Here is a 23,790-nt window from a genome sequence, read left to right as displayed (position 1 = left end):
ATAGCCGCTAAAAAAGGTACCAACCAATCGTTACCCCTCAAACGAATATACTATGATGATATTTCAATTCTATATATCGTTGATCAATTTATTTCGTAAGTCCCTATTCTAAAGTGTCCGCTTTTCTTTAGTAAAATATTAAGCTACACTTTCCGCTAACACAATTCATTTGTGTACGATTTACTTTTCCCTATACGACTCTTTTATCCCAATTTTGTTGGTCTTTTTATGCTTATGCGTTATTCAAAAAAATAATAAGTCTAAGAAATCAATCAAAAGTCACAATTGTTTAGATTAAACGATTAAGAACTAAACAAAGCCTTTATTTGAATAGTTCCCTGTAGTACTATTATCAATAGATAAGGAGTTGAACAAATGGAATTTCCAGAGAAACTTAAAAAGTTGCGCCTAGAAAAAGGCTACTCTCAAACCGCTTTAGCGAATGAACTTTTCGTAACACGACAAGCGATTTCTAAATGGGAACGTGGTCTCAGCAACCCAGATCATGAAACTTTAAAAAAAATCAGTAAATTATTGGAAGTATCAATAGATACCTTATTAAACAAAGGCCCTCTTTTAAGCAATTATTCAGAACCGGTTTCTTTTACAGAATCGACAGTAAAACCAATGCACGATCAACCCTACATACCTGTAAAGTCACTAGAAGAAAAAACAAGTTTTACAAAGGATACGGATTCTAAATGGCTGATAGCTTTTCGGTCGTTAGGTGCAGATTTTTTTATCATGAGTCTGATTGCTTTAATTCCAGTCGTTATTCATCCAGTTATATTATTGATTTCTTTTCCACTTATGTTACTCGCTTACTATTATAAGAAAAAACGTATTTATTATGTGATTGCTATTATGGGTTCTTTTTTATTCGTTTCCCTTGAAACATATGGCTACTTTGGTGAAAAGTATGGTTGGTTCACTACCTATGAAGTGATTCTATTGGAGGATGAACCTCTCGAAGATCCTGATGATGATCCATTATTAGAGAACGACTTCACACCCTAACTTTAATACTTATTTTATTTTCGTTGATACTCTATACTAACGATCAATATCTTTTATTGAGAAATAATCAATTTATTATCGCTGATCGTCGCAACAAGTTTTCCACTTCTTTCTGAACCGATATAAGGAGTCAACTTAAATTCTAGACGTGCACGTTTTTTTGAACTTTCCCTGATCAATGTTCTTTTGGACGAAGTTCCAGCGAACGCCGAAATAGATGGTTCTGATACTTTAGTGATCAATTGATTTTTCACACTAATTTTGTAGCTTGCTTCCCATAAAAGTGGTAAGGATCCTTTAATTACGTATGTTTTGTTTTGAACCGCTAATGATCGGTTTATTCTGAACGTTTGATCCGATATTGGTTCATCTACTTCAGTAATCGTCACAAATAATTCGCCTCCAGATTCTCTTACAATATTAGCTGATTGTTCTCCACCAGTTGCCATATCGTAAGAAAATTCATCGGCTGTCTCTACAGCCTGACTTGCATAAATGGTATTCCAGCCCATAGCCCAAATTGATGCACCTACCATCACTCTCATTATGTATGCCTCCTTTGATTTTATTATAGCAATATAGCAATTAGAAGAAAGCATTATCTGTTTAACAGGGGGCAACCATTCGTTTCCCCCTTGTGGTTATGGGCTTTTTATCTGTTTAATGATATTATCTTTCTCTCCATTGTCCTTTATTTTTTAGAGCTATTTTAGAATATGCATTCTTTTTTCGTCCTTGTTTTCGTACCTAAATGATGCCTAGTTGACCTTATCAAGAGAATAGCTTACGATTAACTGTAGGTATTCGTTATCTAGAAGACGTATTCAAAACATAGAGGTGAAGTATGGAAAAACAACTAATTTTTTTAGACGTAGATGGTACTTTATGTACATCAGAAGGAACAGTTTCCGAACGCACTAAAGAAGCTATTCAGCGTGCGCATGAAAATGGTCATCAATTTTTTCTTTGTACGGGAAGATCAAAAGCGGAATTGAACGAAGAAGTTTTATCGCTACCAATTTCTGGTATTATCGGTGCAGGTGGTGGTTACTGCGAAGTAGACAGCAAAGTCGTTTTTCACAAAGTTCTCGATAAAGATCGCTTGATCGACCTGGTTTCATTTTTGAAAGATCATCAAGTGGAATATTATTTAGAGTCTAATGATGGCTTATTTGCCAGCACAAATCTAAAAAATCAATTAAACGAAATGACACTGAGAGATAATCCTGATAAAGGTCTAGCGGCACTCGACAGTATTACTTGGTTCACCGACTTACTGATCGAAGACGAAAGTAAAATCGATTATGATCATATCAATAAACTAAGCTTTGTTAATCAAACGATTCCATTCCAAGAGATCTATGATCGTTACAGCAACGCTTTCCAAGTGATCCCCACAACAGTAGCCGCATTTGGAAAAGAAAGTGGCGAAGTCGGCGTTAAAAATATCCATAAACAAACCGCCATTGAGTATGTATTGAACTATTTGAATGAAGATAAAGCACACACAATGGCTTTTGGTGATGGGCATAATGACGTTGAAATGTTTGCGGCTGTTAGATACGGTATTGCGATGGAAAATGCTGGTGACCAATTGCTTGCTGTAGCAGACGAAGTGACGACATCAAATAATAGTGACGGCATTGCTATAGCTTTAGAAAGACATAACTTGATTTAATCCATAAAAAAAGATAACCCGCTGAGGTTATCTTTTTTTACTATTAAAGAATTTTAGCAAGAAAATCTTTTGTTCTTGGATGTTGCGGATTTTGGAAGATCTCATCGGGTGTGCCTTGTTCAACAATATAACCGTCGTCCATGAACAACACACGGTCAGCTACTTCACGAGCGAAGCCCATTTCATGCGTCACTACGACCATCGTCATACCAGACTTAGCTAGTTGATTCATTACATTCAATACTTCTCCTACCATTTCTGGATCGAGTGCCGAAGTCGGTTCATCGAATAACATCACATCAGGATCCATTGCTAGCGCACGAGCTATCGCTACACGTTGCTTTTGTCCCCCAGATAAGCTAGCCGGATAAGCTTCTAACTTATCCCCTAAACCAACTTGTTTAAGGAGTTGCCCCGCTTTTTCCTCTGCCAATTCTTTCTTTGTCCCTTTTGATTGAACCGGTGAAATGGTCAAGTTTTTCTGTACTGTCATATGAGGGAATAAATTGAACTGTTGGAAAACCATACCCATCTTTTGACGTAATTGGTTTAAATCTTGTTCCTTCAACCCTGTTAACGGTGTGCCCTCGAATACAATTTCCCCATCAGTTGGTTCTTCCAATAGATTCAAGCAGCGTAAGAAAGTGGATTTTCCTGAGCCGGAAGGGCCAATGACCACCACGACTTCTCCTTGGTTGATTTCTTCATTGATATCTTTTAATACTTCATTTTTTCCAAACGATTTTTTTAAATGTTTCACACTAATCATGATTCATTCTCCCTTCAAAGTAATTCAATATTTTCGATAACGTAAAGGTTAAGAAGAAGTAAATGATCATTGTTACGAACAATGGTAAAATTCCTTTGAACGATGCAGAACGCACGATTCTTGTCTGGAAAATCAACTCTCCCACGCCGATAACAGATACGATTGATGATTCTTTGATAATCGTAATAAACTCATTTCCTAATGCGGGCCAAATATTTTTCAGTGCTTGTGGGAATAAGATGTAACGCATTGCCTGATTCTTACTCATTCCTAAACTACGTGCTGCTTCTGATTGCCCTGAATCGACAGAATTCAATCCACCACGAATAATTTCACAGATGTAAGCCCCACTGTTCAATGAAACTGCAATAATACCAGCTGTCAAAGCTGGAAGATCGAAGAAGACGCCTACTCCGAAATAGATAAACATAACTTGAATCATCAGTGGCGTACCTCTAACAAATTCAACATAAGAAGATGCAATCAATCGTAACACAATATTTTTTGCTAATCTCATAAGTGACAAGAAGAAACCTAGAACCATCCCTACAAGTACACTGATAACAGAAATCAAAAGCGTCACATACATCCCATCAGCGAAGTATGACCAATAGGTTCCTACAAAACTTTCAGATGTTTCTTCATCACCATCAGTTGATCCAGCCATATATTCCCCGGCTGTTCCTAAATACTCTTCAATCAAGCCATTTTCTAAGATTTCCCCCAAACTATCATTGACAGCTGCTGCTAGAGAATCTTCTCCCATACGCATGGCAATCGCTGATCCTTGGTCTTCTTCATCTAATTCAAAGTCTCCTTCGAATGTATATAACGTATTATCATTTTCTGCATGTGCGACTGCGTTTGGTCCTTGCATAACCACCGCTTCGATCCGATTCGTTTGTAAAGCTAAAATCAAATCGTTGATATTACCCAGTTGCATTAACTCTACATCCGGTATCTGTTGTGCCAGTTGTTCTTGTAAAGAAGCTGTCTGTACACCGACTTTTTGTCCTCGTAGAGAATCGACTGAATCGTAAATGCCTTCATCTTCAGCTCGAACCATAATATTTTGGAATGTTTGATAATAAATATCGGAAAAGTTGACACTCTTACGACGCTCAGCTGTCGGTGTCATACCGGCTACGATCATATCAATATTGCTTGCTTCAAGCGCTGGAATCAAACTATCAAATTCCATATCTCTAATAACGAGTTCTACACCCATATCTTCAGCAATTTTACGCGCTATCGCCATATCCATCCCAACGATTTCTTGTTCACCATCTACTTCCGCATAAAATTCAAATGGTGGAAAATCGGCGCTTGTCCCAATGACTAATTCTCCATTTTCTTTCACACGCTCTAATGAACCATCTTCTGCATGAACCGACTGTGTCGGAATCAGCAGTGTTATTGCCAAAATAAAAAAGGCTATAAATGCTTTAAACGTTTTTTTCATTCTCTTTGTCCCCCTGATACGCTGATCAATGTATTTGTATAATACTTGCATAACTATCGTCACTCATATAGCTGACGTTAAAAAGAATCATACCATCATATAAATAATTATGCAATATAATAAATAATATTTTGTTACTATTATGTAAATTCTATATTTTTATACATTTATATTGCATAAATTTATTTCTTTGGTACATTTCTCATCTTTTGGGAAAACGCCCCTAAATTGAACCCTATTCCTTATTGCAACAAATCTATTTACTCTATTCAGTTTATTGTTAAGGTATATATGTAAACGCAATCATATTTGATAAAGGAGTGTATAAACCATGATGGAAAAACTTCAGCGATTTGGTGGCGCCATGTTCACCCCTGTTCTATTATTTGCCTTCAATGGTATTTTGCTTTCATTCGCGATTGCTATGCAAAGTGAATTAATTTTAGGAACACTAGCTAGTGAAGGAACGTTTTGGAGTAATATTTGGTTCGTTGTTGAATCTGGCGGATGGACTATTTTTAATAACATGGAAATTTTATTTGTTATTGGTCTACCGATTGGATTAGCTAAAAAAGCCAGCGCAAGAGCTGCTCTCGCTTCTTTCGTTGTCTATATGACTTGGAACAACTTCATAGCAGGCATACTAAGCGTATGGGGAAATCAGTTTGGTGTTGACTACTCTCAAGCTGTCGGTGGCATAAGTGGGCTCAAAGAAATTGGGGGCGTCAAAACATTAGATACCAATCTGATAGGTGCCCTAGCCATTGCTGGTCTCACAGTTTGGATCCACAATCGCTATTTTGATAAAAAACTACCTGAATGGTTAGGTGTTTTTCAAGGTACTTCTCTCGTCGTCATTATCGGATTCTTCATTACTTTGATTCTAGCGTTCATTACCGCTTGGATTTGGCCACCTATCCAAGACCTAATCAGCCAAGCTCAAGGCGTAATGGCTAATAGCGGTTCTATCGGTGTCGGCTTATATGTTTTTCTTGAACGGATACTCATCCCCACTGGTCTGCATCACTTTATTTATCAGCCTTTTGAGTATGGTCCAGCAGTTGTTGAAGGCGGTCTTGTTCCCTATTGGATGGCAAATTTAAATGAAATTGCTTCTTCTACTGGTAGTTTAAGAGAAATCATTCCCGAGGCAGGATTCGGTTTGCATAACGTCTCAAAAGTTTTTGCACCAATCGGTATAGGTGCTGCTTTTATTGCTACTGCTAAACCAGAAAATCGCAAAAAAACTTTTGCATTAGTCTTACCTACTGCTTTGACAGCGATTATGGCGGGTATCACTGAACCTTTTGAATTCACTTTTCTTTTCTTAGCACCTCAGCTATTTGCTGTCCATGCTGTTTTAGCAGGTCTTTTGAGTTTCACACTATATTCGTTAGGTGTTTCAGCCGTTATTGGTGGGGGACTGCTATCGAACATTTCTTACTTTATTATTCCAATGGCTTCTAATCACTTGAGTGCCGTTCTCTTATTCTTCGGAGTAGGCTTATTATTCAGTGTTATTTACTTCTTTGTTTTTAGATTTGCTATTACGAAATGGGACATTAAGACACCCGGTCGAGAAACTTCTGGAGAAGCAAAAATGTTTAAAAAAGCAGATTACCGTGAAAAAAAAGCACAAGAAAAAAATTCTAACGATAATCGATCAAGCCATAACGAGAAAAGCACTTCTATAGACCCAAATGCTGAAAAAGCTATTCAATTCTTGGAAGGACTAGGAGGTGCTAACAATATTACAGCAATCAATAATTGTGCTACTCGTTTAAGAGTCAGTGTGGCAGATGAATCACTTGTCGCAGACCCAGATTTCTTTAAACAACACGGCGCACATGGATTAGTAAAAAAAGGAACAGCCCTTCAAGTCATTGTAGGATTGGACGTTCCACAGGTCAGAGACTACTTTGAAAAGGAAGTTGAAAACCAAAAAATAGATTAATCATAAAAAAGGAGTAGAGAATATGTCATTAAAAGAACAATCAATTCTTGTAGCAGGTGGCGGAAGTACTTTTACACCGGGGATCGTGTTAATGTTATTGGAGAATTTAGATAAATTCCCCATTCGACAACTCAAATTCTACGACAATGATGAAGATAGACAGCAACAAATCGCTAACGCCACAGAGGTTATTCTAAAAGAAAGAGCCCCTCATATAAAATTCATTTCTACTACTGATCCTAAAGAAGCTTTTACAGATGTTGATTTTGTTATGGCTCATATACGAGTCGGTAAATATGCCATGCGGGAAAAAGACGAGAAAATCCCCTTGAAATATGGGGTTATTGGTCAAGAAACATGCGGACCGGGCGGCATTGCTTATGGTATGCGTTCTATTGGTGGAGTGTTAGAACTCGTTGATTATATGGAAAAATATTCTCCTGATGCTTGGATGCTAAACTATTCCAATCCAGCAGCAATCGTTGCAGAAGCGACTAGAAAATTACGTCCTGAAAGTAAAATCATCAATATTTGTGATATGCCTGTTGGAATCGAAAATCGGATGAAAGATATTCTTGGACTAGCCTCTAGAAAAGAGATGACTGTTAAATATTATGGATTAAACCACTTCGGATGGTGGACAGATATAAGAGATAAAAACGGGAATGATTTAATGCCTGAATTAAAAAAATGGGTATCTAAAAACGGTTATATCACACCTAAAGAGCTAGATGGAGCTTCCAAAGAAAACGTTGAGCCAAGTTGGTATTATACATTTGGAAAAGCCAAAGAAGTTCAGTGGTTAGATCCAGATACACTGCCTAACACCTATTTAAAATATTACTTCTACCCTCAAGACGAAGTCGCTCATAGCGATCCAGACCATACTCGAGCAAACGAAGTGATGGAACACAGAGAGAAATTAACATTTAATGAATGTAATCGTATTGCCAGTATCCAAACTGCTGAAGATGCAAAACTTGAAGCAGATGAACATGCAACATATATTGTAGATTTAGCTAGAGCAATCGCATATAATTCTAAAGAACGCATGCTTTTGATTGTTCCGAATAAAGGCGCAATCGTCAATTTCGATGATACGGCTATGGTAGAAGTTCCCTGTATAGTAGGGTCTCAGGGTGCAGAACCAATGACTCAAGGCGAAATTCCTCGATTCCAAAAAGGTTTGATGGAGCAGCAAGTCGCTGTTGAAAAATTAGTTGTTGAAGCTTGGGAAGAAGGTTCTTATCAAAAATTATGGCAAGCACTGATCTTATCTAAAACCATGCCTAATGCTCGAATTGCCAAAGAAATCCTCGATGAGTTAATGGAAGTGAATAAAGAATATTGGCCCGTATTATGCTAATAATATAAAACCGATAGAATCCGGACTCATCCATAGCGGATGTGTGCGGATTCTTCTCGTTGAGGAAAAAATCACCTACACTTTTAACTGCTATTTACAAATACAAAATCTTTTTTTTGCATGTTATACTGATGCTTAAAGGAGTGAAGATAATGAATATTGAAGCCTTAATCAATCAGTATTATTCAAGTTTAAACGAAAATGATTTACATATAGCTAATTATATGATGCAACATAAAGAGTCGATCAAAAAGATAACAATTGCTGAATTAGCTAAAGAAACACTCACTTCTAAATCAAGTATCCTTCGGTTAACTAAGAAATTAGGCTTTTCTGGATTCAGCGAATTCAAATATGCGCTTAGAGGAACTTCTCAAGACCAAATCCCCTCTAATCTTTCATTTTTGGGTATGCAAGAAGAAGACTTAAGGGGTACTGCAAAGTTATTTGCTCAGCAGCAAACTAGACCCATTATTGAACACTTTCATAAGGCGAGAATGGTTTATTGCTATGGAACAGGATGGGGGCAAAGAGATGTACTAAAAAATTTCAACCGTAGTCTAACAAATTCAAAGAAATTCCCCGTTATATTAGAATCTTTAAATGAATTCAGAATGGTTGTAAACCGAACGGTTCAACCTGAAGACCTCGTGATTATCGTATCTTTAAGTGGTGATATTTCTCAAGCTGAAGAAGTAACCAGACTACTGTCTGCCAAAAAGATCCCTTTATTATCTATCACCAATTTATCAAATAATACCTTAGCTTCAATGGCTACTTATAATCTTTATTTCCAGAGTACACCGATTCATTTCATGGGAGATGATGAGTATAGTTTATTGCCCATTTTTCAGTTAACAGATTCGTTGAGAAGAGAATACCTAGATTACTTAATAGAATTAAACGACTCCAACTAAAAACGGACTACCTCGTAAAAAGATAGTCCGTTAGTCGTGTTGAATAAAAAGCATACTTAAATTACTTTACATCAACTACAAAACATTCATAAGGTGCTAATGTACATTGTTTGGTATCCACTGTTTGTCTATCATAGTTACTAAATCGAATCGTTGAATCTTTCGCTATTTCCGGTAATTCGATCGTGTTTTCTTCTGTAGAAAGGTTCGCGATGACGAGTAGCTTATTATCATTATATAGACGCTCGTACGCAAATACACTTGGATGGTTTGGAAGCAATAAGTTATATGAACCTTTGACGACCGTCTCATTTTCCTTTCTGTATTGAATCAATTCCTTATACATGTAGAAGACAGAATGCTTATCTGCTACTGCTTGTTCAACATTGATTTCTGTGAAGTTTGGATTTACAGCTAGCCATGGTTTTCCATTTGAAAAGCCACCATTCTCTTGATCGTTCCATTGCATCGGCGTTCTTGCGTTATCTCTTCCTTTATGGTTGATGGCATTGAGTAAGGATTCAGCCGTTTTACCATTCGCTATTTCTTCTTTGTACATGTTGATGCTTTCAATATCGTTGACTTCAGAAATAGCTTTCACTGGTCGGTTCGTCATACCGATTTCTTCGCCTTGATAAATATAAGGTGTGCCCTTCATCAAGTGTAAAAGTACCGCAAAACATTTAGCGCTCTCTATACGAAAGACTTGGTCATTTCCCCACCTTGAAACGATCCTTGGGGTATCATGATTGTTCCAGAACAAACTATTCCAAGCTGTTTTACCAAGTGTGGTCTGCCATTTAGAAAGGACTTGCTTCAGTTCTACTAAATCTAGGTCTTTCAACGCCCACTTACTAATCGGCTCTTGATCTAATGCAATATGTTCGAACTGGAATACCATAGATAGTTCTTCTCGGTCCGATCCAGAATATCGTTCAGCATTCTCAGGCGTTGCACTCCATGTTTCACCCACCGTCATTACGTCGTAATGTCCAAATGTCTCTCGGTTCATTTCTTGCAAAAATTCATGTAGTCTCGGACCATTTCCTGTGATTTTTTCATCCGGCACCTTACCAATCAAATCGATGACATCCATCCTGAACCCACCGATCCCTTTTTCTAGCCAGAAATTCATCATCTTATAGATATCTTGGCGCATCTTTTCATTTTCCCAGTTTAAATCCGGCTGTTTTTTACTGAACAAATGCAAGTAATACTGGTTACTTGTTTCATCGTATGCCCAAGCGGAACCACTAAAAGTTGATTTTAAATCATTTGGCTCTTTACCATTCACTGGATCTCTCCAGATATAATAATCGCGATAAGGAGAATCTTTCCCTTTTATTGCTTCTTGAAACCAATGGTGTTCATCACTTGTGTGATTGACGACCAAATCCATGACGATACGAATGGATCGTGCTTGCGCTTCAGCGATCAATTCATCCATATCCTCCATTGTTCCAAATTCTGGATGAATGGCTACGTAATCACTGATATCATAGCCATTATCATCATTAGGAGATTGATAGACCGGGCTCAACCATATTGCATTGATGCCAAGTTTTTCCAGATAATCGAGTCGCTCAATGATTCCTCTGATATCTCCAATACCATCTCCATTTGAATCGTGGAAACTTCTTGGGTAGATTTGATAAACGACTGCGTTTTGCCACCACTTCACATTTTCACTTCCTTCATCTATTTTCTGCTTTTTCGATCATTATTTTCAAGTCAAGCTCTTTTGTGCTTTCGACAAAGTAGTCCGCAGCTTTCATCGATTCTTTTGATCCTACACCAACAGAAAACATGCCGGCATCATTGATGGCATCGATCCCCGCTTCTGCATCTTCGATACCAATGCATTCTTCAGGTGACAACCCAAGTAGTTCCGCCCCTTTATAGAATATTTCAGGATCTGGTTTCCCTTTTTTTAGACTGTTTGGATCAACAATACCGGTAAATTGCTCCTTCACTTGCAGCTGTTCAAGGATTGTTGGTGCATTTTTACTTGCTGAAGAAACTGATAGTGCTAGGCCGGTTTCCTTTGCCTCAAACAATAATTTTTCCATACCTGGACAAAGATCTGCCGGCGTGATGCTCTCAATGAATACTTTATATTCATCATTTTTTTTAGCAGCAAGCGTCTCCTTTTCTTCCGCTGAGTAACTTTGAGCTTTTCCTCCGCGTTCTAGAATCAATTCTAGTGATTCCATACGGCTAATCCCTTTTAACTGCTCATTGAATGCGCGATCAATATCGATACCGATTTTTTCTGCTAATGATTTCCATGCCAGGTAATGATATTCTGCTGTGTCAGTAATGACACCGTCAAGATCTAAGACTAATCCTTTAATCATATTCTATCCTCCAATCTTTTAAACGGCTTTAATTTGATCTGTATTTTCTTCAATAGCAATCGTTAAAGTATCTTCCAATGTGACGGATTGACCAAACACTTCAAAAGTCAGTGATTCTCCAACTTCTAACTGGAAGGTTACCGCAGATTTTTGTACTGCCACGTTGAGTAACCTTTCTCGATAATTCAATTTAAAATGATAGCCATCCCATTGATCTGGACAATATGGCGCGAATGATAAGGTACCTGTCTGTGTCCGCATCCCTGCAAATCCTTGAACAATAGATAACCAGCCGCCACTCATCGATGTAATGTGTAGACCATCTTCTGTATCATTATTATAATTATCAAGGTCTAGTCTTGCGGTTCTTTCGTACATTTCAAAAGCTTTCTCTTTTTTACCGAGTTCTGATGCTAATATCGAGTGAACAAGCGGTGATAAGGAAGACTCGTGAACCGTCATCGGTTCATAGAAGTTAAAGTTTCGTTCTTTCTCTTCTTGACTGTAGTGGTGGTTCAAGAAATATAGCCCTTGTAGAACATCTGCTTGTTTGATGAATGGTGATCTCAGTATCTTATCCCATGACCAGTTCTGATTAATAGGACGCTCAGAAGGATCCAGACCACTGACTGGTTGTAAATCTTTATCTAAAAATGAGTCGTGTTGAACAAAAATAGCTAATGATTCATCTTTTGGTAGATACATTTTATCGCTGATTTCTTGCCATTTTTGTTGCTCTTCTTTACTGATCTTCAATTCTTGGATTTTATTATCTGTTACTTTTCCTAATGTTTCTAACGTATATTGCAGACACCATTGTGCCATTGTGTTGGTGTACCAGTTATTGCTGACGTTATTCTCATACTCATTAGGCCCTGTAACCCCATGGATCATATACTGTTGTTTTCTTGCAGAATAATGAACGCGGTCTGCCCAGAATCTAGAAATGCCCACGAGTACATCAATTCCTTGATTCAGAAGATAGTCATCGTTTCCTGTGTAAGTTGTATAGTTAAAAATACCATGGGCAATCGCACCATTACGATGAATTTCCTCGAAGGTAATTTCCCATTCGTTGTGACATTCGATCCCAGTGAAAGTTACCATTGGATATAATGCACCTTTGAGTCCTTGTTTCGCTGCATTCTCGTAAGCTTGTTCGAGTTGATTATGACGATAGACGAGTAACTGTCTAAAGGTTTCTTCATTCGTAACCGACAAGTACATTGGTAGAATACAAGCTTCTGTATCCCAGTATGTTGCGCCGCCATATTTTTCACCGGTGAAGCCTTTTGGCCCTACGTTCAAACGAGGATCTTCTCCGTAATAGGTTGAGAATAATTGGAAGATATTAAAGCGGATCCCTTGTTGACTGGCATCATCTCCACTGATTTGAACATCTGCATTATTCCAACGTGTTTCCCATTCAGCTAAGTGATCCCCCAAGACACCCTGCAAGCCTTTATCCATAGCAGATTGGAGGATGTTCGCAGCTTTTTCTACTTGCTGCTCTGCTACTACATCACGGCTCGTTACGACAGCTATATATTTAGTGAGTGTCAGTTGCTCGCCTGCTTTTAATGGATAGAAAAAGCGTTCACCTACATACATGGCTTGTTCTTTTTCAGCATCTTTTGTTGTTGCTTCAGACTGATTACTCATCATCGTCGTTACTGTAAAGCGCTCTGTCCCAAAAAGATTCTCTTTCGTTTTTGTTTTTAAAAATGGAAAAGGTTCATGTCCTTTTTCAAGTTCATTCCAAAATTGTTCTTCGTAGTTACTGTCTTCATTTACAACATTTCCATCCAAGTGCGGAATCAGTGTGAGTTCAGCAGTACCCGTTTGCATTTCTGCTTCGATGTTGACCACCGCTAATTCTGTTGTATGAGCGCTGACGAATCGTGTAAAGCGGAATAAAATCGCAACTTCTTCTTTTTTCCATACAAAAGAGCGTCTCAAAACGCCTTCTTTCATGTCTAATTCCAAGTGGAACTGTTCAACCGTATCAACAGCCAAATCTACTTTGTGTTCATCAACATAGATATCTACTGGAATAAAGTTGGTCGCATTAATCACTTTTCCAAAGTAGTCAGGATAACCGATTTTCCACCACCCAACTTTTGTTTTGTCTGGGAACCATACGCCAGCAATATAGGTTCCAATATGGGTATCGCCAGAATACCCTTCTTCAAAATTCCCTCTTAAACCCATATATCCATTTCCGATGGCTGTAAGACTTTCTTGTAGTCTTTTATTATCGCCTACTGTATCCGACGTTAATTTCCACGGATCAATCCCAAATAATCTCTCCATTTATTCTTTTCACTCCTGTACTCTAGTTTGATCTTTTTCATCATTAAATTGTGTTTTAAAGTAAATCAACAACAACATAATCAATAGACCTGTTGTTTGAATTGTCATCATCCAGATAATATCAAAGCGAATCAAGCCATATAGTAAAGCAAGTATGGTAGGTAAACCTAAACCGTAAAGAATGATTGCTACCGATTCTTTGTATGTCGTAATCGATGTTAAATGGCTCTTTTTCGTCAAGTAGAGGAACACCGCAGATCCTAGCGTTAAAACGATCAGCATAACAAGTGTCATACAAGAAATCACAAAAGTAAGTGCCGCTACGATGTAAACACGATTATTGATTCTCCATTGTCGGTTCATTTCTGCTTTTATTCCTTCTACTGATGCACCTTCTAGTGTGAAGTCTTTCGTGTAGTTGACAGTTAATTCAGGCTGACCGTGTTCTCTGATGGTAAAGAGCGTTGGCTCAAAAACGATGGCAACGTCACTATCTACTAATGGCGCGCCCGCTTGATCGATTACTACCACGCCACCAGCTTTTGTCTGAACGGTCGATTGGTCGATTGCTAACGTTCCATTTTCTATAGGAATCTCGGCAAGTACTTCAGCAGCTCCATCATCGATCAAGCCAAAAGCTTCAGGATAAAACTGCTCCACACCAATCGTATCGGTCTGCGCAAAATTCAGTGAAACGGGTATCGTGATCAATGCGTTTAAGAAAATCAGCATGATCACGATCGTTGGCCAACCAATGGCCTTACGATTAAAGAAAGCACGCTTAGGTGTAAAAATATTCGCAAAATAATTTAATGGAAAACTATCTGTTCTCATACTCATTCCTACTTTTTAGACTCATTTATTTTTATATCTTATCCTTTAGTTCCACCTGCTGTTAATCCAGATACAAAGTGTTTTTGTAGATAGAAGAACAAAATACAGATTGGTAAAGCAATCAAAATAGCGCCAGCAGCGAATAAGGTCACACGCTGTTCTCTTGGATTACTGATAAATGTTTGCAGTCCAATCGCTACCGTATACACTTCTGGTGTTCGAAGCAAGAATCTTGCTAGCATGTATTCTCCGAATGGGCCCATGAATGCCCAAAGTGCCTGAACCGCAATCATTGGCTTAACTAATGGCAGAATAATTTGCCAGAATGATCTTAAATGTCCTGCACCATCTAATTTAGCCGATTCATCTAATTCAAGTGGTACCGTGTCGAAGTACCCCTTCATAAGCCAAGTATTCATAGGTATTCCCCCACCGATATAAATAACCGTTAAGAACCAGTGTGTATTCAATCCGCCTACAAGCAGGGCCATAACGTAGAATGCTGTTAAAGCAGCGGTTGTTGGAACCATTTGAATGATCAAGAAAAACTTGATACTTTGTTTTCTTCCAATAAAACGGTACCGACTATAGGCGTAGCCGGCTAGTGTGATTGCCGCCACTTGAATGATCATCGTCGTTCCTGCCACTTTCAAGGTGTTCAAATACCATGTACCATAAAGCGTATTATTGAATAAGCGAGAAAAATTTGCTAGAGACCAAGGTCCAGTGAAGTTCAAATCGAATGCCATGATATTCCCAGTTCTGAACGCAGAAGTAACTGTGATCAACAGAGGATAGATAATGACGATCGATAGCCCAATCAGATAAGCATAAGAAAAGAGTTTATTCCAGAAACGAGAATTTTTCTGTGTTTTGATTCTTTTTGGTTTATTCATGTTAATCCTCCATTTCAAAAGCACGTGTCCGACTGAAAATAACCATTGAGATCGTAATGACGATTGCAGAAATAATCAGTGTGACGGCTGCTGATATGTTGTATTGCGGCGAGGTTCCGGTCGTTAGTTTATAAATCCATGAAATCAGGATATCTGTCGACCCTGCACCACTTCCTACACTTCCGGGACCGCCTTCATTAAAGAGATAGATCAAGTTGAAGTTATTGAAGTTACCGGTATATTGTGTAATAAAAATGGGTGCTGCAACTGCAAAAATATGCGGCATCGTGATATGTCTAAATTTTTGTATCGCTGTTGCTCCATCAATAACGGATGCTTCATACCAGTCATTTGGTATAGATTGTAAAATACCAGAAGTTAATACATAGATGTACGGATAGCCAACCCATCCTTGAATCATGATGATGGCAATTTTTGTCCAGAAAGGATCTGTTTTCCAAGAAATTGCTGGTATTTCAAGGAATGGAATGATCTGATTGAAAAAAGGAATGACTTGCGTATTGATTGCACCTACGCTCGGGTTAAAAATATTTGAGAAAGTTAGAATCGTGATGAACGCTGGAACTGCCCAAGGTAGCAGCATAATCACTCCGAAGAACCGATTGAAACGAATATGCGGCTGGTTAAGCACTAATGCTGTGAATACACCAATGATCAATTGCAAAGTCGTTGCCGCTAAAGTCCAAATAATCGTCCATGTGAAAACAGCAAAAAATGTATCACGGTAGGCGGTCAGTGTAAAAATACTGCTGAACGTTTCAAATCCTACCCAATCTACTAAATTAGCGGGAGGGATATTTTGAAAATTATAGTTTGTAAAAGCAATAAATATCGTTACCAGCACTGGGAATACAATGGCAAAGATCATAACCAAGTAAGCGGGTATCGTTAATAAGTAAGGAAAGCCATTTTCGAAAACACTAACGGCTGTGTCTTTAACAGTGTAATTGACTGCGTTCGGGCTAATGATTCGCTTCTTCGCCACACGATTAGCATCCATCATAACGGCTGCCATAAAGACAAGATAAATGAGTATAATGAGCACTTGAATCGTACCTTCAATTAACAAGAACAAAGAGTGGTCTTCTCTAGGAACCGTACCTAGTGTAATCAGACCCTGAACTGCGCCGGCACCGAATAGGATTAATTCAATAACGAATGCAGCAAATATAGCAAGAAATAATGCACCTTTTACAAATTGCTTATTATACAGTTGACCGAGTCCAGGTATAACTGAGAGTAGCGTAGCCGTACGGACTTTTTTCTGATCTTTATCAGATAAAAGCGAATGATCATTTTTTTTAGTTTTCAACCGTAACACGTCCTTTCAATGATAAAAACGGCAGAGATCATCCTACTATCTCTGCCGAATCATCTAGTCTTCTAATTAAAATTAATATTTTTGTTCGATGTTTTCTTTGATAATTTGTACAGCATCATTTGCTGCTTCTTCAGCTGTTTTATTTCCAGATCCAGCATCAAACATCATTGATTCAGCGCCTGTCCAAACTTCAGCCATTTCTGGGATATTTGGCATTGGAACGGCATTATTGTATTGTTCGATAACCGCTACAGCCAATTCATCTTCCCCAGCCTCATTGATGGCATTACGCGCATTCTGGTTAGCAGGAATTTCATTTGTGTAGTCTTCGTATAACATCATCATATTTTCTTCGTTCGTTACGAAATCGACGAATGCTGCCGCAGTTTCATAGTTCTCAGTGTAAGAAGGAACTACCCAACCTTTACCGCCAGCAAAAGGCGCATATTCGTTTCCATTAGGTAGGGTAGGGATTGTTGCTACACCCAAGTTCACACCACTATCTCTATAGTTGGCTGCACCCCAAGGCCCGTTGATAACAGCTGCTGCATTTCCTTGAATGAATTGATCATCAATGAAGTCACCAGCACTTGTTACATCAAGCATACCTTCTGGCCATACATCATTAAACCATTGTTGAGCATATTCAATCCCTTCAATTGCTTCAGGTGAATTTAAACCAATATCAGATGTATCTTCTCCGTCCTCACCGAATACATAACCACCGAAGCCAGAAATCAATCCATAAGAATTATAGAAATCGACCCAGTTTGCTAGAAAAGCTGTACTCGTGTCTGCTTGTTCTGAGAAGGCATATTGCTCATCTTCCGTAAGTGCTTCCAATTCACCGAACGTTTCTGGTGCTGTATCCATTAAATCTTTATTATAGAAAAGAACAAGTGACTCGATTACGAATGGTGTACCGTAAACTGTGTCATCTACTGTTACTTGTTGTTTATCTGTTTCATCATATCGACCATCATCAGCAAGGGTCATTTCAGATAAGTGACCTTGTTGACCCATACCACCGATTCGATCATATGGAGATAATAGAACATCTGGAGATAACCCTGCTGGACCATCTAAAGGTACAGCTTCTAATGTATCAAACATATCTCTTTCAGATACAGTGACTTCAACACCGTATTCTTCTTCAAACGCAGGAACGATTGCTTCAACAAATTCTACGTAATCTTCACCAACACCTACTTCGATTGAACCACCGATTTCACCAGTTGCTGCGCCATCGTTTTCTGTTTCACCTTTTGAACCAGAACTGTCATCTGATCCATTTCCACATGCTGCGAGTAAAAGTGCAGCTGAACCTGCCATTGCTAATTTGTAAAATTTTATCATTTATTTTTTCCTCCTCTAGCTTTCTTTGCCTGTCTTCATTTTCAATTATATTTTATTACCAGAGCATTGCAACCGTTTTCTCTTTGTTACCGGTATCAGTATTTTATAACCTTTTATTCTAGTTATTTTCGAACTTGTAAAGTTTATAGGATAAAGAAGCCAATACAATCACATTCTCTGTAAGAATAGACTGTTGTTCCAATAGGTCTCTTCCTTTTCTATTTTTCAACTCCATGATCTCAATCCGTTGCTGTTCCTGAGACCGATTGATTAAAAGATACAGTGCTTGGGTCTTCGTTTTCTTTTTCAAGACCAGTAAATCTTCTTGAACTTTTAAAAACTCAAATTGGTTTCCTGCAAACAAGGCTAGATTGGATCTTCGCAGACTAGCTAGCCGTTTAATGAGTGGTTTAAAATCTGCATTAACCTCATCCGTCCATTGCATCGGTTTCCTATTACTTGGATCTTCTCCACCATCCATACCGATTTCAGTGCCGTAATATAAACAAATGGATCCTGGTAATAAGTACAGCATGATCAAACACAGTGTTGTTCTTTCACGGTCATAGCCAGCGTATTCATATAACCTCGGTGCATCGTGACTATCTAATAACGTCAGCATACCTCGATTAACATTTTCTGAGTATTGTAAAAGTGCCTGTACAAATTGCTCCTGAAATTCAAGTGTAGATAATCGATTCGCTGCGATCCATTCAAGAATCGGCTTTCCTAAAGGATAGTTCATTACGCCATCCAGTTGATCCCCTTGTAACCAAGCATCTGCATGATGCCAGATTTCTCCCACAATGTAACAGTCTGGACGTACAGCTTTCAAACGCGCTCGCAATATTCTTAAAAAGTGATGGTCGATTTCATTGACGACATCCAGTCGCCATCCATCTATTTCATATTCCTCTATCCAGTATAATGCGACTTTTATTAAATAGGCTTGAACGTCTTGATTAAATGTATTTAGCTTTGGCATATTAGGTGTGAAATGTCGATAGTGGTCAACGATTCGAGTACCTTCTTTATTTTCAAGCGGAAATTTTTCGATATAAAACCAGTCTTTATAAAGAGACTGCTCACCATATTTCAGTACATCTTGAAAGAAGACTGAATGGTCTCCAATGTGATTAAATACGCCATCAAGCAAAACGCTTATATTAAGTGCATGTGCTGCATCAACCAGCGCTTTAAAATCTTCTTTAGTTCCAAACCTCGGATCAATTTCCATATAGTTTTCAGTATCATATTTATGTGCTGTTGGACTTTTAAAAATCGGCGTAAGATAAATACCCGAGATACCTAGTTGCTTTAAGTAAGGTAATTTTTCTTTGATACCTTCCAGTGTTCCGCCGTGAAAATCATATTGACCAAACTGTTTTCCACGTCCCCACGAAGGATTTCTAGGATCGTAGAACCGGTCTGGCATGATTTGATACCAGACCGTCTCATTGACCCAACGTGGTGCTTGAAAGACTTCCGATTCGTGCATATAAGGAAACGCAAAGTAACTATTGATATCATTTTCAATAAAGTGATCTTCTGGGGAGAACCAGCCTCTTTCGATATATAATCCACACGCTTTTCCTGACTTCAGTAAGAATCCGTATCGCATCTGGTGGTTTAACGGTTGATGTTCAACCTGCCAGTAGGTGTAGAGAGCTGTTTGATCAATCTTTTTCATTTCTATTTTCTTTTTTTTCCAGTAATAGCCCTTTTCACCCTTTACCCATCCAGCTGGATGATCCGTCACTAATGCGACACGCTCAACATCATGGGCCGTCCGAAGTGTCAGACACATGGTTCGTGCATCTTTCATATAGGCATATGCACTATTTGCTTTATGGTAGACAGCTTGTCGATTCAATCCATTCACCCTTTATTCTCTCGGTTCGGTTTAATTTCTGACTAAGTGGGAGGGAAGAACTTTCATGCGTTTCATTCTTTCTTTTGTTCGTTGACGTTTTTGTTCGGTCCGCATGCGTTTTTCTGCTTCTGTATCTACGTGATAATAAACCACAAAACCATTTTCATGAAGAACGGCTTGATTGTCATAATGAACGGTTGCTGTCTCCAAAGATAATATGGCATCACTCGGGAGCATATCTAAAAAGGCATCGTCTTTATCTTGATTGAAATAAAAAATCAATGATTCATTTCCTAATGTTCGTTTGAATCCAATTAATTGCTCATCATCTCGAACATCATGCCATTCGACTTCTCCATAGGTCAAAATCTTTTGATAGTGTTTTCTAAAAGCAATCAGATTCCTTGTAAAGTCCAACATTTCTTGGTCTTGCAGCGCTTCATCCCATATCATACATTTTCTACAATCAGGATCCATTTCTCCGTAAAGACCGATTTCCGTTCCATAAAAAATACATGGTGTTCCTTTTTGAGCAAACATAAAAGCAAGTGATGATTTAACCAGCTCTTTATCGCCTTTAGCCTTTGTTAATAATCGAGGTGTATCATGCGAGTCTAATAAGTTAAACATGACTTCTGAAGTTTGCTGTCTGTATAACATCATTTGAGCGTTCAAGCCAGATACCATTCTTGATGGTGTGATGATCTTTTTCAAAAAGTAGTTTTCAATATTGTCATTGAACGCGTAGTTCATGACTGCATGAAACTCGTCTCCGTTCAACCATTTTTGTGAAGAATGCCAGATTTCACCAAGAATATAGATATCCTCTTTCACTGCTGTTGTTTCTTTGAAGAATTTTTTCCAAAAGAAATGGTCCACTTCGTTGGCGACATCCAAGCGCCATCCGTCAATATCAAAGGCTTCTATCCAGTATTTTGCAATAGCCAATAGATAGTCTTGTACTTCTTGATTTGCTGTATTCAACTTCGGCATATGTCCTGTAAATGCAAAGGTTTCATAATTAACGCGTCCAACATCTTCCAACTCCTCCGTTGTCAAGTCACCAAGATTATCGACAGGGAAGCTGTGTATATAAAACCAATCTTTATATTTCGATGCTTCCTGATGTTTCAATACATCTTGCCATTGTGGTGAATGCCAGCCTAGATGGTTGAAAACAGCATCCAGCATAATTTTGATGCCTCTTTCGTGTGCTTTCTCCACTAACTCTTTGAAGGTTTCTTTGTCTCCAAATCCAGGATCGACCTCGTAATAGTCGATTGTATCGTATTTATGATTAGAAGAAGCTTTAAAAATAGGACAGAGGTAGATTCCGTTTATCCCTAGGTCTTCTAAATAGTCTAATCGGTTGATTACCCCTCTTAAATCTCCACCATAAAAGTCATCCCGAGAGGGGTTTTCTTTGTCTCCCCACGGTAATGTTCCTTCAGGATCAATGGAGGTATCCCCATTTTCAAAACGATCCGGGAATACTTGATACCAGATTGTATTTTTTACCCATTCAGGTGCTTTAAAGGCATCGATTTCGTGGATATAGGGAATTCTAAAATAAAAACTAGCTTCTTGCAAAAAGGCTTCATCGTAGGGATAAACGCCTTGGTCTGAATAGAATACTTCGATTCCATCTCGACCAGTTACGTGGAATCCATAAGACATCCGATTCGTTTGCTCATGTGTATCAATCAGCCAGTAGTCATGTAAATTCGTACTCGCAACTTTCCGCATTTCCTTCCCATTCTCATACCATTTGTCGTTCTCTATCGTGTACGGATCTCCACTTAATAGTTCAACGTGTGCAACGTCTCCCGCTTGTGTTCTTAGACGGATGTGGAAGTGATCTTTTTCGTATAAATAAGCATACTCACTTTCTGTTCGGTGGTACAGTGCTGCTGTGTTCATTGTATTGACTCCTTTTATAATGTAGTTTTGATCACCAGTGAAGCGAATGGTGATAGTGTAATTGTTTCTTCCTCATAGCTGTATTCTCCAACGCTCACTAAGATATCTTGTTCAGAAAACAATGGTAAGTCGATGTCACTTTCTTGAGGTTCACCGCTTATATTGGATAAAACAATGGCTTGTTCATTTTCATAAACACGTCTATAAGACATGATTGGACTTTTAGAAACTAACATTTCATAGGCTCCATGCGTAAATAACGGTGTCTTTTTCACTTGAATCAACCGCTTGTAAAACGTCAGAATACTTGAAGGATCTACTTCTTGTACAGCAACGTTGTACAGTTTTTCCTGGTTCACGCCACTCCAAGGTTCAACGGTAGAAAACCCAGCAAAGCGTTCATCCGTCCACTGCATGGCGCCTCTACTTGCATTGATACTGATTGAACTTAAATAATTTCGTGCTTCCTCTTTAGAGATTCCTCTATCTAGTAACGTTGCATAAACTTCATGAATACGTTCAATGCGCGTGTTTTCCCAGCGTTTCAATAAAAGATTTTTCATACCGATTTCTTCTCCATTCAGCATGACTGGTACGCCACGTTGTAGATACATCGCTACTGCAAGTGTTTTGGCACTTTCTTCTCTAAATTCTGTTGGGTCACCTAACCGTGAAACTGCTCGCTGCATATCATGATTGTTTAAGTAAAGTGTCATTTCACTGACTTCTCCAACTTTGCGCTGCCATTCATCCATCACTTGTTTGAAAGCTGTAACATTTAACTGACCTTCTTGATTTTCTAATGGAAAACGATCATCTTTTTTCTTTTCATCCATCGGAAAATATTTAAAGGAAACGATGGAGTCGCAAGCTTCTCCCTTTGGAAATGTATAATTGACGGCTCTTTCTGGGTCTGCAGAGGCAGCTTCACCTAAGAGATAGGCATCAGGATGCGATTCCCGGATACACGCAGAAAATTCTCTCAGATAGTCATCTACCCGAGGCAAATTAGCAAAAAATTCTTCCGCACTGACCAGTTGTCCAGGATCTGCATAACGAGCATCTGGATAGCCAACCGCTTTTTCCATATGGATAAAAGCGTCAAGTCTGTATCCATCAACCCCCTTATCAAGCCAAAATTTCGCTACTTTGATCATTTCTTTTCGCACGGCTTCATTCTGCCAATTCAGATCCGGCATCTCTTTATCGAAAAGATGAAAATAGTAAGCCCCTGTTTCTGATTCTTTCTCCCATACGGATCCACCAAAAAAGGATTTCCAATTATTAGGTAATTTACCTTTTTCTGCTTCTTCCTTCCATATGTAATAGTCTCTGTAAGGATTATCTGGTCCTTTTAGTGCTTCTTGAAACCAGTAATGTTTGGAAGAGGTATGATTCAACACAAGATCAAATAAAATTTTGAGTCCTCTTTTGTGTGCTTCATCAATCATTGTCTCAACTAATGCCATCGTGCCGTATTGTGGATCAATTGTGTAATAATCGGATACGTCATAGCCGTTATCCACATGTGGAGAACTAAAAATCGGATTCAACCAGATCGCTGTTACACCTAATTCTTGTATATAATCAAGCCGTTGGATAACGCCTTTCAAATCTCCAATACCATCATAATTGGTATCCAAAAAACTTTTTGGATAAATCTGGTAAATGATTTCTTCGCTATTTATCTCTGTATTTGTCATTCAAAGCCCTCCTTAATGAAGCGGTTTCAATAT

Annotated in this window: 18 protein-coding genes; 5 read left to right on the top strand and 13 right to left on the bottom strand. The window is 38.4% G+C overall.

Annotation, left to right across the window (positions count from 1 at the left end; all coding sequences use genetic code 11):
* The first annotated feature begins 375 nt into the window (after positions 1-375).
* Positions 376-1,017, top strand: coding sequence for a helix-turn-helix domain-containing protein (locus tag J5J05_RS04835; protein WP_208559539.1), 642 nt, complete (start codon positions 376-378; stop codon positions 1,015-1,017).
* 53 nt (positions 1,018-1,070) lie between these two features.
* Here J5J05_RS04835 and J5J05_RS04830 read toward each other — a convergent pair whose 3' ends face one another.
* On the bottom strand, positions 1,071-1,562 hold the full coding sequence (locus tag J5J05_RS04830; protein ID WP_208559538.1) for a DUF5626 family protein: 492 nt from the start codon (positions 1,560-1,562) through the stop codon (positions 1,071-1,073).
* Positions 1,563-1,861: 299 nt separating this feature from the next.
* Here J5J05_RS04830 and J5J05_RS04825 point away from each other — a divergent pair, with 299 nt between their 5' ends.
* Positions 1,862-2,695 (top strand): HAD family hydrolase, encoded by an 834-nt coding sequence (locus J5J05_RS04825; protein WP_208559537.1) that lies wholly within the window; start codon positions 1,862-1,864, stop codon positions 2,693-2,695.
* 43 nt (positions 2,696-2,738) lie between these two features.
* Here J5J05_RS04825 and J5J05_RS04820 read toward each other — a convergent pair whose 3' ends face one another.
* Both J5J05_RS04820 and J5J05_RS04815 read right to left on the bottom strand, forming a co-directional pair.
* Complete coding sequence (locus tag J5J05_RS04820; RefSeq protein ID WP_208559536.1) at positions 2,739-3,464, bottom strand: amino acid ABC transporter ATP-binding protein; 726 nt, start codon at positions 3,462-3,464, stop codon at positions 2,739-2,741.
* Positions 3,457-4,926: an ABC transporter substrate-binding protein/permease gene (locus J5J05_RS04815; protein WP_208559535.1), complete on the bottom strand. Its 1,470-nt coding sequence runs from the start codon at positions 4,924-4,926 to the stop codon at positions 3,457-3,459. The genes J5J05_RS04820 and J5J05_RS04815 overlap by 8 nt, the downstream gene beginning before the upstream one ends.
* Before the next feature lie 331 nt (positions 4,927-5,257).
* Here J5J05_RS04815 and J5J05_RS04810 point away from each other — a divergent pair, with 331 nt between their 5' ends.
* From J5J05_RS04810 to J5J05_RS04800, 3 genes are all read left to right on the top strand, one after another.
* Positions 5,258-6,880 carry an alpha-glucoside-specific PTS transporter subunit IIBC gene (locus J5J05_RS04810; protein WP_208559534.1) on the top strand — a complete coding sequence of 541 codons (1,623 nt, stop codon included), beginning with the start codon at positions 5,258-5,260 and terminating at the stop codon, positions 6,878-6,880.
* A gap of 22 nt (positions 6,881-6,902) precedes the next feature.
* Positions 6,903-8,246: a 6-phospho-alpha-glucosidase gene (locus J5J05_RS04805; protein ID WP_208559533.1), complete on the top strand. Its 1,344-nt coding sequence runs from the start codon at positions 6,903-6,905 to the stop codon at positions 8,244-8,246.
* A 152-nt stretch (positions 8,247-8,398) separates the two neighbouring features.
* Positions 8,399-9,163 (top strand): MurR/RpiR family transcriptional regulator, encoded by a 765-nt coding sequence (locus tag J5J05_RS04800; protein WP_208559532.1) that lies wholly within the window; start codon positions 8,399-8,401, stop codon positions 9,161-9,163.
* Between the two features lie 61 nt (positions 9,164-9,224).
* Here J5J05_RS04800 and J5J05_RS04795 read toward each other — a convergent pair whose 3' ends face one another.
* From J5J05_RS04795 to J5J05_RS04750, 10 genes are all read right to left on the bottom strand, one after another.
* Entirely contained in the window at positions 9,225-10,844 is a 1,620-nt protein-coding gene (locus J5J05_RS04795) for a glycoside hydrolase family 13 protein (RefSeq protein ID WP_208559531.1), read from the bottom strand.
* Between the two features lie 13 nt (positions 10,845-10,857).
* Positions 10,858-11,520, bottom strand: coding sequence for a beta-phosphoglucomutase (gene pgmB, locus J5J05_RS04790; protein ID WP_208559530.1), 663 nt, complete (start codon positions 11,518-11,520; stop codon positions 10,858-10,860).
* 18 nt (positions 11,521-11,538) lie between these two features.
* Complete coding sequence (locus J5J05_RS04785) at positions 11,539-13,833, bottom strand: glycoside hydrolase family 65 protein (RefSeq protein WP_208559529.1); 2,295 nt, start codon at positions 13,831-13,833, stop codon at positions 11,539-11,541.
* 9 nt (positions 13,834-13,842) lie between these two features.
* Positions 13,843-14,667: a DUF1189 family protein gene (locus tag J5J05_RS04780; RefSeq protein WP_208559528.1), complete on the bottom strand. Its 825-nt coding sequence runs from the start codon at positions 14,665-14,667 to the stop codon at positions 13,843-13,845.
* Positions 14,668-14,705: 38 nt separating this feature from the next.
* A complete protein-coding gene (locus tag J5J05_RS04775; RefSeq protein WP_208559527.1) occupies positions 14,706-15,563 on the bottom strand; it encodes a sugar ABC transporter permease in 858 nt (285 codons plus the stop codon).
* Between the two features lies 1 nt (position 15,564).
* Entirely contained in the window at positions 15,565-16,896 is a 1,332-nt protein-coding gene (locus J5J05_RS04770) for a carbohydrate ABC transporter permease (RefSeq protein WP_208559526.1), read from the bottom strand.
* Between the two features lie 81 nt (positions 16,897-16,977).
* Entirely contained in the window at positions 16,978-18,261 is a 1,284-nt protein-coding gene (locus J5J05_RS04765) for an extracellular solute-binding protein (protein ID WP_208559525.1), read from the bottom strand.
* A gap of 118 nt (positions 18,262-18,379) precedes the next feature.
* On the bottom strand, positions 18,380-20,134 hold the full coding sequence (locus tag J5J05_RS04760; RefSeq protein ID WP_208559524.1) for a glycoside hydrolase family 13 protein: 1,755 nt from the start codon (positions 20,132-20,134) through the stop codon (positions 18,380-18,382).
* Positions 20,135-20,164: 30 nt separating this feature from the next.
* Positions 20,165-22,054, bottom strand: coding sequence for a glycoside hydrolase family 13 protein (locus J5J05_RS04755; RefSeq protein ID WP_208559523.1), 1,890 nt, complete (start codon positions 22,052-22,054; stop codon positions 20,165-20,167).
* A 14-nt stretch (positions 22,055-22,068) separates the two neighbouring features.
* Entirely contained in the window at positions 22,069-23,757 is a 1,689-nt protein-coding gene (locus J5J05_RS04750; RefSeq protein ID WP_208559522.1) for an alpha-glucosidase, read from the bottom strand.
* Positions 23,758-23,790 lie beyond the last annotated feature (33 nt).

Origin of the sequence: Marinilactibacillus kalidii, assembly GCF_017599325.1 — a bacterium.
In the GTDB taxonomy this organism is placed as follows: Bacteria; Bacillota; Bacilli; order Lactobacillales; family Carnobacteriaceae_A; genus Marinilactibacillus; species Marinilactibacillus kalidii.
The sequence above is the reverse complement of the archived record's forward strand: the minus strand, read 5'-3'. Positions and strand labels throughout refer to the sequence as shown.

Excerpts from the sequence above, each read along its gene's own strand:
- J5J05_RS04765 (WP_208559525.1), bottom strand. The coding sequence starts at position 18,261 with ATGATAAAATTTTACAAATTAGCAATGGCAGGTTCAGCTGCACTTTTA.
- J5J05_RS04810 (WP_208559534.1), top strand. The coding sequence starts at position 5,258 with ATGATGGAAAAACTTCAGCGATTTGGTGGCGCCATGTTCACCCCTGTT.
- J5J05_RS04805 (WP_208559533.1), top strand. The coding sequence starts at position 6,903 with ATGTCATTAAAAGAACAATCAATTCTTGTAGCAGGTGGCGGAAGTACT.
- pgmB (WP_208559530.1), bottom strand. The coding sequence starts at position 11,520 with ATGATTAAAGGATTAGTCTTAGATCTTGACGGTGTCATTACTGACACA.
- J5J05_RS04780 (WP_208559528.1), bottom strand. The coding sequence starts at position 14,667 with ATGAGAACAGATAGTTTTCCATTAAATTATTTTGCGAATATTTTTACA.
- J5J05_RS04800 (WP_208559532.1), top strand. The coding sequence starts at position 8,399 with ATGAATATTGAAGCCTTAATCAATCAGTATTATTCAAGTTTAAACGAA.
- J5J05_RS04775 (WP_208559527.1), bottom strand. The coding sequence starts at position 15,563 with ATGAATAAACCAAAAAGAATCAAAACACAGAAAAATTCTCGTTTCTGG.
- J5J05_RS04820 (WP_208559536.1), bottom strand. The coding sequence starts at position 3,464 with ATGATTAGTGTGAAACATTTAAAAAAATCGTTTGGAAAAAATGAAGTA.
- J5J05_RS04750 (WP_208559522.1), bottom strand. The coding sequence starts at position 23,757 with ATGACAAATACAGAGATAAATAGCGAAGAAATCATTTACCAGATTTAT.
- J5J05_RS04815 (WP_208559535.1), bottom strand. The coding sequence starts at position 4,926 with ATGAAAAAAACGTTTAAAGCATTTATAGCCTTTTTTATTTTGGCAATA.
- J5J05_RS04785 (WP_208559529.1), bottom strand. The coding sequence starts at position 13,833 with ATGGAGAGATTATTTGGGATTGATCCGTGGAAATTAACGTCGGATACA.
- J5J05_RS04755 (WP_208559523.1), bottom strand. The coding sequence starts at position 22,054 with ATGAACACAGCAGCACTGTACCACCGAACAGAAAGTGAGTATGCTTAT.
- J5J05_RS04830 (WP_208559538.1), bottom strand. The coding sequence starts at position 1,562 with ATGAGAGTGATGGTAGGTGCATCAATTTGGGCTATGGGCTGGAATACC.
- J5J05_RS04825 (WP_208559537.1), top strand. The coding sequence starts at position 1,862 with ATGGAAAAACAACTAATTTTTTTAGACGTAGATGGTACTTTATGTACA.
- J5J05_RS04835 (WP_208559539.1), top strand. The coding sequence starts at position 376 with ATGGAATTTCCAGAGAAACTTAAAAAGTTGCGCCTAGAAAAAGGCTAC.